This window comes from Bacillus siamensis KCTC 13613, from assembly GCF_000262045.1.
GTDB lineage: Bacteria > Bacillota > Bacilli > Bacillales > Bacillaceae > Bacillus > Bacillus siamensis.
Map to the genome: position 1 here is coordinate 239,613 of NZ_AJVF01000040.1, position 13,001 is coordinate 252,613.

Genomic DNA, 13,001 nt, shown 5'->3' on the forward strand with positions numbered 1-13,001 from the left:
ATGCGGCTTTTCCATTCATTCATTTATTTATTGGGGTTTGGGAATACACGCTGCACCATTTGGCCGAATTCATCAAACAGACCGGATACCGGGTGGCCGTTTTTGATTCGTTTTCCGTAGCCTTGCATACGTTCCACGAAATCCGGATTCGCTGATACATATACTGTCCGGACATGTTTATCGGCTGATTTCACCTTATCGGTTATCTTATTTTTCAAATGGTTGGCAATGGCGCCTTTTTGCCCGTTTGTCAAAACAACGGCAACATAAGCGCTGTTTCCGGCAACGATTACAGTTGCATTTTTAACTTCTTTCAGATCAGTCACCTTGTCTGCGGCTTTATCAGCAACCCTCAGGTTACGGTTGTTATTGTGATCTGCGGTGTTTTGGTTATGACGGTTCCCTGTATTCATATTTGTCGCACCGTCGTTAGGCGTGTTGCGGTAATTTACATTTTGGGTGCGGTTGTCATTTCGTTTTCCTTCTCCCTGGTTTCCCATGCTGCACCCTGCGGTAATCAGCATCGGCAGAAGAAGGGCAGAGATAACTGCTTGTTTTTTTATCATGTGAATTCCTCCTTTCTCACTTTACGTATAGGTTTTTCTATTCGGCTGGATTTATGCATGCCGTTTGCATTTGAACGGTTTGGATAAATATCAGAAGGAAAGGAAAAGATAAATGTAATCACTAGAATGAGGAGGGATTTAACTTGTTCAGACAAAAAAGAGGCATCAGCCCGACAGCGCTGCTGATCGGCTCATCAATTTTGATTGCAGCTTTATCACCGGAAATCCGCCGCAAAATCACCGGAATGGTTTCAGGCCGAACGCAGCATAAAGATGACGCACACTCCATGCAGCCCGCCGAAATGATTAAGCAGGCTTTCGGCGGAGATTCCGGCGGACAGCAGCACACGGACAAAGCCCGGCACTCACAAAGCGGCTCCATGCAGCCCGCCGAGATGATCAAACAGGCTTTCGGCGGGGAATCCGGCGGACAGCGGCACACGGACAAAGCCCGGCACTCACAAGGCGGCTCCATGCAGCCCGCCGAGATGATTAAGCAGGCTTTCGGCGGAGATTCCGGCGGACAGCGGCATGAGCAGACTTCCCGCCAACACTCCGGCTCAACTTCATCGTCTCATGAACACAGCCGGAGCCATACGGACGGACAGGCAGACCGCAGAAAAGAGACTTCGGCAAAGCCTCACTATACAGAGCCGATTCACTTTGAAGAAAGCGCGGTAAATGTTTTAAATGACAGCACCGTGATGAATATGCTGGAAGATCTGGAACCTGGAAATCATTAAAAATACACGAATTCGTTTTTTAACGATTTGAAGAAGTTCCCTTAATCACAATGCCGGGGAGCGGATAATGTTGCTTCCCGCTAAAAAAGCCTTAACTTCAGGTGAAGTTAAGGCTTTTCAGATTGAGGAAAGATCTTGCTAACCATGCAGTGCGGCTTCACAGCAAAGTGATGTGCCATGGCTGGTTTTTGCTGATGATCCTCTTTTTATTAAGCTTCTTCAGCTTCAATGACGATTGAGGAATCATTGTAAACCGAGGTATCGGTTTCCTTCGTCATTTTACTTGTTAACAGTCCCGCGGTCATGCTGCCGCTGACATTTAAGGCAGTGCGCCCCATGTCAATTAACGGCTCAATTGAGATGAGCAGCCCGGCAAGCGCGACAGGCATGTTTAAAGCGGATAAGACGAGAAGAGCCGCAAATGTCGCGCCGCCTCCTACGCCTGCTACACCGAACGAACTGATTGCCACTATCGCGATGACCGAAATAATAAATCCGGGTTCAAACGGATTTTGCCCCACTGTCGGCGCAATCATCATCGCGAGCATTGCCGGATAAATGCCGGCACAGCCGTTTTGACCGATCGATAAGCCGAATGAACCGGCGAAGTTCGCAATTCCTTCCGGTACGCCCATGCTTTTTTGTGTTTTAATATTGAGCGGCAAAGCCCCTGCGCTTGAACGGGACGTAAACGCAAACACCATGACCGGAAATGCTTTTTTCACGTATGTGATCGGATTTAAACCGCTGAACGTAATCAGCAGCAAGTGAATGATAAACATGACGATGAGCGCGGCGTATGATGCGATCACAAACATCCCCAGTTTCACAATGCTGTCGATGTCGCTTGTCGCGATCGTTTTCGTCATAATCGCCAACACCCCGTAAGGCGTCAGTCTTAAAATTAATGTCACGACGCGCATAATAATCGCGTAAACCGCATCGACAATTCCGCTGAATGTCGCGGCGTGCTCCGGCTGCTTCCGTTTCACGCCAAGGAAAGCGATGCCGAGAAAAGCGGCGAAAATAACGACTCCGATGGTGGAAGTCGGTCTGGCCCCGGTGAAATCAAGAAACGGATTTCCCGGCAGAAGCTCAACGATTTGCTGAGGAAGCGTTTTAGCCGTCATATCCTCCGATTTTTGCTGAAGCTCCTGGCCTCTTGATAGCTCAGTGCTTCCCTGGTCGATATGAACGGCCTTCAGATCAAAGGAAAGCGCCGAAACAATTCCGACTGCCGCGGCAATTGCTGTTGTGGCGATCAAAATTCCGATAATCAGGCCGCTGATTTTTCCGATGTTATGGGTCAGTTTCAGCTTCGTAAATGCGCCCAGAATGGAAATAAAGACAAGCGGCATGACGATCATCTGAAGCAACTTGACATAACCGCCGCCGGCGATATTAAACCAATCAGCTGTTTGTGTCACGATATGTGAAGCCGGCCCGTAAATCAATTGCAGTGCAAAACCGAATACAATGCCTAATCCGAGCGCCGTAAAGACACGTTTAGAAAAGGAAACGTGTTTTTTTTGCATCACAAACAGACCTGCTATAAGCAAAAGCATAATGAAAACATGTAAGACTACAAATAAATTCTCCAAAACAGGTAAACACTCCCTTGCTCATTATCCTTAAACACTATATTATATGAATTCCGATCGGTCAAGTATGATTTTACAATATATGTATTTTTATAGACTTTTCTCTTTTCTTTCCACCCTTTCTTTAGTAACTTATATAAGGGTGATTGTTATGCTGAAGGAACTGTTTCTTAATTTGACGATTTTAATCACATTTAATTATCTCTTCACCCTTCTTTTTAAAGAGTCGCTGTCGTATAAAGAAGACCGTCCGATGTTTCAATTACTGAAGGGGGCGGCTTGCGGGCTTTTAGGGGTTTTTCTGATTGCTTTCGGCTTTTCTTACTCTGATTCTATCATTGACCTCAGAAATATCCCGATTATCATCGCCGCTCTTTACGGAGGCTGGGTGTCTACGGCAGTTGCCTTTGCGATTATCGTGGCAGGCCGTATCCTGATCAATTTCAATGCCAGCGCCATTTTTTCCATTGCAGCAGTCGGGATTATTGCCATACTTTCTGTGGCCGTCCTCAGAGGAAAAAAGCCGGATCGCAAAAAGGCGTTCGTTATGCTGCTTTTCTCAAACGTTATTTTCACCCTGACGCTGCTGTTGCTTGTGCCTGAACAGCCTGCCGGGACCCTCGTTTATTATTGGCTCATTTCCACTTTGGGCGGAATGCTGTCACTGTATATCATCAAACACGAAGCCGATGCCCGCCTTTTATTCAAGAAATACAAGTTTCAAGCGAATTATGATTTTCTGACTGGGATTTTTAATAAGAGAAAGTTCGAGGAGATCTCGCGCCTCCTGTACGACCGGGCATCTCGATCAGCCTCATCTCAGCTTGCGCTTATTTATTTAGATATTGATCACTTTAAACAGATCAATGATCAATACGGCCATTATGAAGGTGATCAAGTGCTGAAAGAACTGGGGACGCGGCTGAGGTTCTTAATCAGCAGTTCTGATCCGTCAGCCCGTATCGGGGGCGAAGAATTTGCGGTGCTTATACCGAATTGCACGTATACAAAAGGGCTTCACCTCGCAGAAGAAATCAGGCAGACGATGGACGGGAACCCGATTCTGCTGACGAGCGGAGATACAATTTTCGTGACCGTTTCTATCGGCATCGCGCACTATCCGACCAATACGGGGGATCCGCAGACCCTGCCTCTGATCGCAGACCGGATGCTGTACAAAGCGAAAACCTCAGGACGCAATCAAGTGTGCAGCACTGAAAAAAAAGAATGATCGCCGCAGGGGGGAATCATTCTTTCTTTTCAGTGACAACGGCGCCCGCCTGGAAAACGGGAATCAGGCTGCCCTGATATTCGATACAAAGACAGGAGTTGTTGCATCCGCTTATCAACTTTATCATCTGCGCCGACCAGATCAGCGCGTCCTTTTCCGCATGAAATCCTGCTTTTTCGCGTCACTTTGACTGAAAACTGCTGCCTCACGTCTTTTCTACGTAATCAGCCCGCCTCCTGCATAAGAAAGAGCGCTCTGCCGAAATCCGCAGCTTCTTTTTTCCAATAGTCGGCAAACATTTTAAAATAAGCAACGGTTTGAAATGTATCTGCATCAAAATCCCCGCCGACAATGTGCCAAATCAGCCTGGGCATAATCCGAAAACATTGCCAATGAAAGTTTCAATCCTTCCTCTCCGACTTTTTTGCGACAAATCCCCAGATAAATGGATGACATACATTGATTCTGATAGTAATGGCTCGATTTCAAGCGGGATCATGGCATGAAGTAAGCAGCATGATCAAAATGAAGAGAAACAGACTCTTTATAATCCGCAGCTTCAAGATGACCTACTCCCTCCCTATTTTTATTTGCAGTGCAGCACTGCACCATGCATTCGGGCTCATGATTAAGTTAAGGTTGTAGAGAGCGGCTTTTATGAGCTGCAAAATGTGCTGTTCAATCTCAGATCAGCCTTCCGTATCCGCGCGATTTCGACTTAAAAAATGTTATTTCAAAAAAAGTTACATTTAGCAGTTGTTTTTTCTCCGGATTACTGGTAGAGTAAAGGTAATTATTTTTGTTCGAACTATCTTTAAGAAGAAAGTTTTGCAAGAGTTTTCGTCTTGGAAGTTTGTTTTAGAGCAAGAATAGTGAATTTAAGCGTTATGTCGCTTTAGGAGGAAATTTCATGTTAGAAGGTAAAGTAAAATGGTTCAACTCTGAAAAAGGATTCGGATTCATCGAAGTAGAAGGTCAAGACGATGTATTCGTTCACTTCTCTGCTATTCAAGGCGAAGGCTTCAAAACTTTAGAAGAAGGCCAATCTGTTTCTTTCGAAATCGTTGAAGGAAACCGCGGACCACAAGCTGCTAACGTAACAAAAGCATAAATGTCTTAAAAAAACCTGCCGGTGCAAGCCGGCGGTTTTTTTATATCTAAAAGCTGTTTTGCCTATGCAAAACAGCTTTTTTACATCAGGTCGCAATATCCCGTTTTAAGAAGACGCCGAATGCGAGCGCCATAAAAATAATGAAGTAAATCACAAGCATCACAACCGAAAATGTCATCGTCATCCCCTCTACTAAAGGAGTACCGTTCATATATTGCGACAAATCCGTGTTCGCAAATAAAATATATTTCGTCCATTCAAATTTCGTGGCAAGAAATACAGTCGCCGTGTTGCCCATAACCAATAGAAAAATAGAAAATCCGACCGCTAATGAGCTGTTTCGGAATACTGCAGACAGCATAAACGCCATCGTCGCAAGCATAAAAGCGGAGACAGATTCATAGATATATGTTTTAGCGAGGAAAGCGATGATATTTTGCTCAAAAACATGGCCGTCTTTGTATACGAGATGAACATCAGCCGCAGTATCTCCGCCTGTACCGAAAAAGACCAATCCCAACAGAGCGGAGCCGGCAAATAAAATCACAAGCATCAGCAGTCCGAACAGCAGCACCGTCATATATTTAGATAGCAAAATCTGAAAACGGCTGAGCGGACGGATGGCCAGCAGCTTGATCGTCCCCCAGTTGAACTCATTTGCCACGATGCCTGCTGCGATGATAATCGTGAACAGGCCGGTCAAAACCGTCATCATCGAAGAATCAGCTACGTATGACCACACTGTGTACCCTGTATCCTCGGGGAGGTTATGATCCATACGGTATTCATTTATCGCGATATTCTGTTTCAGACTATCAATGACAGTCTGATTTCCGGTTTCCTTTATCTGCTGTTTCATTTCTTTGTTTGCACCCTGGAGCTCCTGCTTCCAATTTGGATTGGCGTCGCTCGAGGTGAAATGGTTTGACAGAAGTGCAAATCCGGTCATCGCAAGGCCTAAAATCACAATCATAGCCCACGTGCCGACACGGCTGAAGATTTTAATCCATTCATTATAGATCAGTTTAAGCATATTGAGCCTCCTCTTTCGTCCCGCCGGTAATTTCCAGGAAACGGTCTTCTAAAGATTTTGTTATGATTTTCACTTCATATAAGCGGATATTTTCACGGACGAGAAGTGAAATCACATCAGGCACTTCCTGTTTTGACAGCTTGATCTCAAAGCCGTTTGTTTGCTTCACACAGTCAAACTGACTCAGGACGGCAAGCGCCTCTTCCCTTTGTTCAATATGGAAAAAGTATGTATCTTTTTCTTCTGTTCCTTCATCTCTTACCTTTTGAATATCAACAAGCTCTCCTTTTTGCAAAATGCCGATTCGATCGCACATCAATTCCATTTCGGACAGCAGATGGCTCGAGACGATAACCGCCATTCCTTTTTCCCGTGTCAGCTTTTTCAGATGGTCTCTGATTTCCCTGATACCGGCGGGATCAAGGCCGTTTGTCGGTTCATCCAGAATCAGCACCTTCGGGTTATGCAGCAGACTCTGAGCAAGGCCGAGGCGCTGTCTCATCCCGAGAGAATAGGTCTTTACTTTGTCATGAATTCTGTCCTGTAATCCGACGAGCTCGATGACCTCATCTATTTTTTCTTTCGTAACGCCTTTTACCATTCTTGCGTACTGCTGTAAATTTTTATAGCCGCTCAGGAATTTGTACAGCTCCGGGTTTTCCACGATGGCTCCGACGTGCCTGACCGCTTTTGCATAGTTTTTCGTAATGGATTCCCCGCAGATTACGATGTCTCCCTGAGACAGTTTCATTAATCCGACCATCATTCTGATCGTTGTCGTTTTCCCCGCTCCGTTCGGCCCTAAAAATCCAAACACTTCGCCTGCCCGGACGGAGAAGCTCAGATCATGAATAATCGTTCGTCCTTTAATCGTTTTCTTTACCTGTTGCAATTCCAATACCGTTTCCAATTAGAATCCCCCTTCTTTTTCGTACGCCTGCAGAATGCTTTTATACCATTGCAGTACGGACATTCCTTCCTGCTCCCTGAGCTCTTCGACTTCACGCCGTTCAGCGATTTTCCCTTTTCTGAACACCATCACTTCGTCCAAAAGCGTCTCAATCTCATCGATCTCATGTGTGGCGATGACTACGATCTGACTGTCAAAATCAATATACGATACGAGACTGTTGACGATTGACTCCCGGACCGCCGGATCCAGACCGGAAAACGGCTCATCCAGCAGAATGACGGATGCTTTTCTCGACAGGGCCAGGACGATTTTCAGCCTGCCCCGGCTGCCTTTAGACAGCTCTTTTATTTTCTGCTCCGCTGAGAGATTCATTTCCGATAATAGATTCCGTGCTTTCTCCAGCTGAAAATCCGGGAATTGTGAATGATAAAATGTGAGCATATCACCGACAGTCGTCCGGGCGAAAAACGTATCATGTTCGGTTAAATAAGCCGTACGAAAAAGCATTTTCCGGCTTACGGCACGTCCGTCGATCCGAACAGCGCCCGAGGTGGGAAATGCAAGCCCGGCAAGCATTTTCAGCGTTGTTGATTTACCGCTTCCGTTCGGTCCTAATATTCCGTAGATCTTACCCGGAGACAATGAAAATGATACATCGCTGACTGCGAGCCTGCGGCCGTATTTTTTTGTAACGTGTTCAAAATCAAGATTCATCGTCTGCTTCCTCCGCATATTGTTTGATCCCGTCGAGCATTTCTTCAGGAGATAACCCAAGCTCCGCCATTTCCTGAATAAAGCGTTTGAATACGTCTTTTGTCAGCCTGTCTTTCAGCTCCTCTTTCAGATCGGGTCTTTCAGCTATAAAGGTTCCCTGTCCTCTTCTCGTTTCCACGATCCCCAGCCTTTCCATTTCACTGTACGTTCTTTGTATCGTATTCGGATTCACTTTCATCTGCACGGCCATCTCTCTTACGGACGGCAGTTTGTCACCCGGCGAAAGCTCGTTTCGAATCAGCCGGTAATATACACGGTCGGCAATTTGCAGATAAATCGGCTTTGATGATTGAAATTCATGCTTCATCATTACACCTCAACCTTGCGATTCAGCATTATTGAGGCCAGCGCGAGACAGAGCGCCGCAAGCACAATCACGGCCAGGAAGCTGAAAAGCGAGATGTGGACGGCCTTCAGCTCCATCGTCCAGCCGGCCAATTTTGTATAATGAAATTCAAAATTCGCATACACTTTTACCGGCCATAAATCATGTTGAGATGAAGTGAAAGGCGTAATGAGTTTATCGTCAATATAGGCCCAGACAAACGCAAGCACGATGCAGATCACCCAGCGGAGAACGGGGAAATGTTTTAACGAGTGAAAAACAGTCCAAAATACGGCCACGATCACAGATAAGTACGCTGAGCTGATCAGCAGGTAAGCATTCAGTCCTGTTAATGTGCCGGCCAGGGGAATGGTGTGTTCCAGCGCTCCTTTTGCAGCAAGCATCCGGTACATCCAAATACCGTAGCCGGTCAGCGCCAGCTGCCCGATAAACTGATACAGCAGTGAGGCCATCAGCTTGGAAGCCAGCAGATAAAACCCGCCATTCGGATTGTAAAGCCACAGCTGATTTTTCCCTTCTTTGTGGAGGTGATAGTACATAAAAAGCGGCGCCACAAGAAATTGAAAAAACCCCATTGCCGCAAAAAAGCCGAAAATGACGAGCGGTTCTTTCTGACGGACAGCAATAACGTGGGCTGCCGCCGCCCAGAAGATCATGCCGCAAACCCAAACCGCCAGCCAGACCCATGAAACCTTCGCATCTTTTTTCAGCAGACCTAAAAACGATGTCATTCTTTCTCTCTCCATTCGGGACCAGTGTATGAGTCACATAGTACACTAGATCATTGCAAATTACAATATCTTCAATAAAAAAAGACAAATCCGCTCTTATGCAGATTTGCCTTTTCCGTTACTTCTTTTTGTTTTTTAAGGAGAGCAGCGCATCACGATAGCTGCTATCCTGCATTTTGCCGCCGCTTTCGGGATCTGTTGTTTCCTGATCCGTCTCAGAAGTCTTGAACTTCTGAAGCGCCTGACGGTACACATCATCGCCCATTGTATTCTTTTTCTCGCGGGGAGATTCAGATTTTACAACGACGGGAACATGCTCGGCTGAGCGTTCCTCGGCCGGATCATGCTTTTCCGGCTGTTCGGCTGTAGTGCCGATCGCTTCTCTCTTTTCTTCTTTGACATCCTGTCCTGCAGAAGTGCTGCGGACATTGAATGTGATAAGAAGTGCAATCACAATGACAGCAGCAATAACCGCTATAATAATGGCCATATAACCCTCTCCTTACTGTCGTCCGGCAGTTAAATTACCTGTGACCTGGCTGACACGTCTGCCAAGCGCACGGCCTAATTGAAGGCCTTCTTCCGTCATCAGCACATCGCTGTCAACCGGGCATGTGACGCCCGCGCCGTAGTAAGAACCGTACAGCGCATTTTCAGGAACGTTGCCGGGAAGACCGACAACAATCATGCCTTGGTGAAACATAGGAGTGATCAGATTGTGCATTGTCATTTCTAATCCGCCATGGGTTGTCGCAGTCGTACAGAATACGGCGCCGACTTTATCAATCAGCTCGCCCTCAGCCCACAAATAGCCGAGTCTGTCGATCCACGCTTTTAAGCCTGAACTGATGGTGCCGAAGTGTCCAGGGCATCCCCAGATAATCGCATCCATGTCTTTCAGCTTGCGGATGTCGGCTTGATCGACATGGTCAATCAAGACTTCAGCATCAGCGTTTTCACTTGCTCCTTCCGCAATGGCTTCGGCAAGGTATTTTGTGTGTTCGCCTTCACTATCGTACACTACGTAAATTTTCATTCAGGAAACCTCCCATTCAGATGATTAAGATTCCTTCACTTCTTTAGGGGCCGGAAGCAATGACAGCTCCTCTTTTTTCTTCGCCCGCTGTTTGTCTTTCCGTACGTCACGCAAGAACAGGCTCAAGACTACACCGATAACCGCAAAGATCGTCGCCCACATAAACGCGTCATTAATTCCCATAACGTTGGAATTAAGTGAAGCCGTTTTGTAGAGATAGGCATAAACGGTTTGTTTCGCCGCATCAAGCGACATGTTCATGTTGACCATTAAATTCGAAACCGCACTTTGGAACGACTGCATGAAGCTTGGATCTGCCGTGCTTGTTTTATCCGCAATCTGCGAATAATGCATCGTCGTGCGGTTCGTATAGATCGTTGTGATCAAACTTGTTCCGATTGAACCGCTGATCTGGCGGAGCGTGTTGCTCATCGCCGTGCCGTGGCTGTTCAACCGTGCCGGAAGCTGGTTCATTCCGGCTGTCATTACAGGCATCATTAACAGTGACATACCGAATGCGCGGATGGCATAGACAAGCATGATATGCGTATAAGGTGTGTCAATTGTCAATTTTGTATACTGGAATGTCGTTGCGACCGTAATGACCAGCCCGACGATCGCAAGCGGTCTCGGACCGATTTTGTCAAACAGAATACCGGAAATCGGCGACATGATCAGCATGACAATCGCGCCCGGCAATAGCAAGAGGCCTGATTGCAGCGCCGTAAAGCCGACTAAGTTCTGCAGATAAATCGGAAGCAGGAACATTCCTGTGTAAAGCGCAACGGTAATAATGATGTTAATCACACTGGAAAGTGAGAAAATATCATATTTAAATACCCGGAAGTCAAGCATCGGTTTTTCAGATCGCAATTGCTGAATGACAAACGCGGCAATCGCGATGATACCGACAATAACGGTAGACAGAACGATCGGGTCTCCCCAGCCGTCGCTTCCCGCTTCACTGACTCCGTAAAGCAATGAGGCAAATCCGACAATGGACAGAATCGCACCCAAGCTGTCGAGTTTGATTTTTTGCGGTTCCACCAAGTTCTTAAAGAGGAAAAACGCTATGACAATAACGATCGCCCCGATCGGAACAAGGCCGTAGAACATAATGCGCCATGTGTAATGCTCGATGATCCAGCCGGAAAGAGTCGGTCCGACCGCCGGAGCAAACATCATCGCAAGACCGAAAATCCCCATTCCTTTCCCCCTGCTTTCAGGCGGGAAGATAAGCAGAATGGTTGTCATGACCAGCGGCTGCAAGATACCGCCGCCGACCGCCTGAATTAACCGGCCGATCAGCATGGTTGAGAAGTTAGGCGCGATTCCGCAGACTAACGTTCCCGCTGTAAAACAGAACATGGCTACGAGAAAGAGGCTTCTTTGCCCGAACCGGGTAATTAAGAAGGCCGATAACGGAATCAAAACACCGTTGACCAGCATGTATCCGGTCGTCAGCCACTGAATCGTCGTCGCACTCACACCGAACTCGGTCATTAAGTGCGGCATCGCCACGTTAAGAAGCGTTTGGTTCAAGATCGCCAGGAATAACCCGGCCATAAGCACAATAAGCAATGTTTTAGGACTTTTTACTTGATTATCTGATTTAGCCACCTAAGACAACCTCCCTTCATGGTTTGATGACTGATCTGTATTATTCAGAGATTTTTACAGATGCGTTCATACCAGGAAGCACCTTGTCAGATGGGTTGCTGAGTGAAATTTTAACAGGAACTTTTTGCGTTACTTTTGTGTAGTTGCCGCTTGAGTTTGAAGAAGGCAGCATATCAAAAGTTGAATTTGTCGCATAGCCGATTTCTTCTACAGTTCCGTCAAATGTTGTATTAGGGTCACCGTCAACAATGACGTCTACTTTGTTTCCTACTTCAATGTCTCTGATGTCAGTTTCTTTAATGTTTGCAGTGATGTAAAGGTGTTTCATGTCAATTTCTTGGGCAATTGTCGTACCGGCTTGCACCATTTGGCCGTTTTTCACTTCGTTTTTCACGATTGTTCCATCCATGATGGCTTTAACGTCAGCATTTTGCTGTCCTTTGATTTTTGCAACAACGTCGTTTTTACTTACTTCTTTCCCCTCATCAAGGTTCCAGTCAGTTACTTTACCCGCAGCAGGAGCTGTGATAGCAGCCATGTCGCCGGCAACTTTTGCTTCATCGGTTTTTACATAGTGCGTGCTTTGATAATAGTAGTAAGCACCTCCGCCTATAATTGCAAGAACAACAATCAAACCGATAATGTTGGTCAGAATTAAACGTCCTCTGTTCATTTTGTTTTCTCCTTTCGTTTCTTCCTCTATCATTTTGTGGAATGATGATAAAAATATGTGGGGATTTTTTTATTTTCCGTTTTTCACTGCACAGCCGTTTGCAAGCTTCGTTAAACTTTCCGCCAGCTTGCGCAGGTACTGCAGTTCAGCGGTATTGAGCTGCCGGTATAAGACCGCCGCTTTTTCGGCGTATTGAACAGCAGCTGTCTTTAGAAGTTCTTCCCCCTCTTCGGTTAACTGAATCATAACAACACGCCGGTCGTCGTGATAGTCGCTCCGAACCATTAATCGGCGCTTATACAGAATATCGGTCATTCTCGTGACAGACGCCGGTTTCAGATCAAGCGACAAAGCCAGCCTTGAAAGCTGCGTGCTTTTGCTCTTATGTATTTTGAACATCAGCAGATACTGCAGGACTGTAATATCAAAAGGTTCAAGAACTGTCTCCAAGATCATTTTCTGCTTTTTGTAAATTGATCTGGAAGTATCAAACAGCTGTTCAAAACTGAGCAAAGCAAGCTCTGATTCAATCACCGTATTTTCACCTCATTCCCTTAATAATAGTTCACAAGATAAAATATTAATAAATGAAAGAAGATTTGTAAAGAGAAAAGTTTTATTTT

16 protein-coding genes are annotated in these 13,001 nt (G+C 46.1%); 3 read left to right on the top strand and 13 right to left on the bottom strand.

Features of this window, described 5'->3' with window-relative positions; genetic code table 11:
- Positions 1 to 23: 23 nt before the first annotated feature.
- Positions 24 to 566 (bottom strand): YhcN/YlaJ family sporulation lipoprotein, encoded by a 543-nt coding sequence (locus tag Y79_RS0114940; RefSeq protein WP_016938420.1) that lies wholly within the window; start codon positions 564 to 566, stop codon positions 24 to 26.
- Between the two features lie 143 nt (positions 567 to 709).
- Between Y79_RS0114940 and Y79_RS0114945 the strand changes: the two genes are divergently transcribed.
- Positions 710 to 1,309 (top strand): hypothetical protein, encoded by a 600-nt coding sequence (locus tag Y79_RS0114945; RefSeq protein WP_016938421.1) that lies wholly within the window; start codon positions 710 to 712, stop codon positions 1,307 to 1,309.
- A 209-nt stretch (positions 1,310 to 1,518) separates the two neighbouring features.
- On the opposite strand, the gene Y79_RS0114950 is transcribed toward Y79_RS0114945, so the two are convergent.
- Positions 1,519 to 2,910 (bottom strand): L-cystine transporter, encoded by a 1,392-nt coding sequence (locus Y79_RS0114950; protein ID WP_016938422.1) that lies wholly within the window; start codon positions 2,908 to 2,910, stop codon positions 1,519 to 1,521.
- Between the two features lie 151 nt (positions 2,911 to 3,061).
- Here Y79_RS0114950 and Y79_RS0114955 point away from each other — a divergent pair, with 151 nt between their 5' ends.
- Positions 3,062 to 4,141 carry a GGDEF domain-containing protein gene (locus Y79_RS0114955; RefSeq protein WP_016938423.1) on the top strand — a complete coding sequence of 360 codons (1,080 nt, stop codon included), beginning with the start codon at positions 3,062 to 3,064 and terminating at the stop codon, positions 4,139 to 4,141.
- A 224-nt stretch (positions 4,142 to 4,365) separates the two neighbouring features.
- Here Y79_RS0114955 and Y79_RS1000000121755 read toward each other — a convergent pair whose 3' ends face one another.
- Positions 4,366 to 4,515, bottom strand: a complete 150-nt coding sequence (locus tag Y79_RS1000000121755; protein ID WP_235714295.1) for a hypothetical protein — start codon at positions 4,513 to 4,515, stop codon at positions 4,366 to 4,368.
- A gap of 536 nt (positions 4,516 to 5,051) precedes the next feature.
- On the opposite strand from Y79_RS1000000121755, the gene cspB reads away from it, so the two are divergent.
- On the top strand, positions 5,052 to 5,252 hold the full coding sequence (gene cspB, locus Y79_RS0114965) for a cold shock-like protein CspB (RefSeq protein WP_003155376.1): 201 nt from the start codon (positions 5,052 to 5,054) through the stop codon (positions 5,250 to 5,252).
- A gap of 85 nt (positions 5,253 to 5,337) precedes the next feature.
- Here cspB and Y79_RS0114970 read toward each other — a convergent pair whose 3' ends face one another.
- From Y79_RS0114970 to Y79_RS0115015, 10 genes are all read right to left on the bottom strand, one after another.
- Complete coding sequence (locus Y79_RS0114970; protein WP_016938424.1) at positions 5,338 to 6,285, bottom strand: ABC transporter permease; 948 nt, start codon at positions 6,283 to 6,285, stop codon at positions 5,338 to 5,340.
- Positions 6,278 to 7,195: an ABC transporter ATP-binding protein gene (locus Y79_RS0114975; protein ID WP_016938425.1), complete on the bottom strand. Its 918-nt coding sequence runs from the start codon at positions 7,193 to 7,195 to the stop codon at positions 6,278 to 6,280. The genes Y79_RS0114970 and Y79_RS0114975 overlap by 8 nt, the downstream gene beginning before the upstream one ends.
- Positions 7,196 to 7,912, bottom strand: a complete 717-nt coding sequence (locus tag Y79_RS0114980) for an ABC transporter ATP-binding protein (protein ID WP_016938426.1) — start codon at positions 7,910 to 7,912, stop codon at positions 7,196 to 7,198. It abuts the gene before it with no gap.
- Positions 7,902 to 8,279, bottom strand: a complete 378-nt coding sequence (locus Y79_RS0114985) for a GntR family transcriptional regulator (protein ID WP_029575338.1) — start codon at positions 8,277 to 8,279, stop codon at positions 7,902 to 7,904. The genes Y79_RS0114980 and Y79_RS0114985 overlap by 11 nt, the downstream gene beginning before the upstream one ends.
- A 2-nt stretch (positions 8,280 to 8,281) precedes the next feature.
- Positions 8,282 to 9,049, bottom strand: a complete 768-nt coding sequence (locus tag Y79_RS0114990) for a hypothetical protein (RefSeq protein ID WP_016938428.1) — start codon at positions 9,047 to 9,049, stop codon at positions 8,282 to 8,284.
- Positions 9,050 to 9,167: 118 nt separating this feature from the next.
- Positions 9,168 to 9,539 (bottom strand): hypothetical protein, encoded by a 372-nt coding sequence (locus tag Y79_RS0114995; protein WP_016938429.1) that lies wholly within the window; start codon positions 9,537 to 9,539, stop codon positions 9,168 to 9,170.
- Positions 9,540 to 9,551: 12 nt separating this feature from the next.
- Positions 9,552 to 10,085, bottom strand: a complete 534-nt coding sequence (locus tag Y79_RS0115000) for an NAD(P)H-dependent oxidoreductase (protein ID WP_016938430.1) — start codon at positions 10,083 to 10,085, stop codon at positions 9,552 to 9,554.
- A 24-nt stretch (positions 10,086 to 10,109) separates the two neighbouring features.
- A complete protein-coding gene (locus Y79_RS0115005) occupies positions 10,110 to 11,705 on the bottom strand; it encodes an MFS transporter (protein ID WP_016938431.1) in 1,596 nt (531 codons plus the stop codon).
- 40 nt (positions 11,706 to 11,745) lie between these two features.
- The gene (locus Y79_RS0115010) at positions 11,746 to 12,411 is read right to left on the bottom strand and encodes an HlyD family secretion protein (protein ID WP_007610259.1); all 666 of its coding nucleotides are present in this window, start codon (positions 12,409 to 12,411) and stop codon (positions 11,746 to 11,748) included.
- A 36-nt stretch (positions 12,412 to 12,447) separates the two neighbouring features.
- Positions 12,448 to 12,912, bottom strand: a complete 465-nt coding sequence (locus tag Y79_RS0115015; protein WP_016938432.1) for a MarR family transcriptional regulator — start codon at positions 12,910 to 12,912, stop codon at positions 12,448 to 12,450.
- Between the last annotated feature and the right edge of the window lie 89 nt (positions 12,913 to 13,001).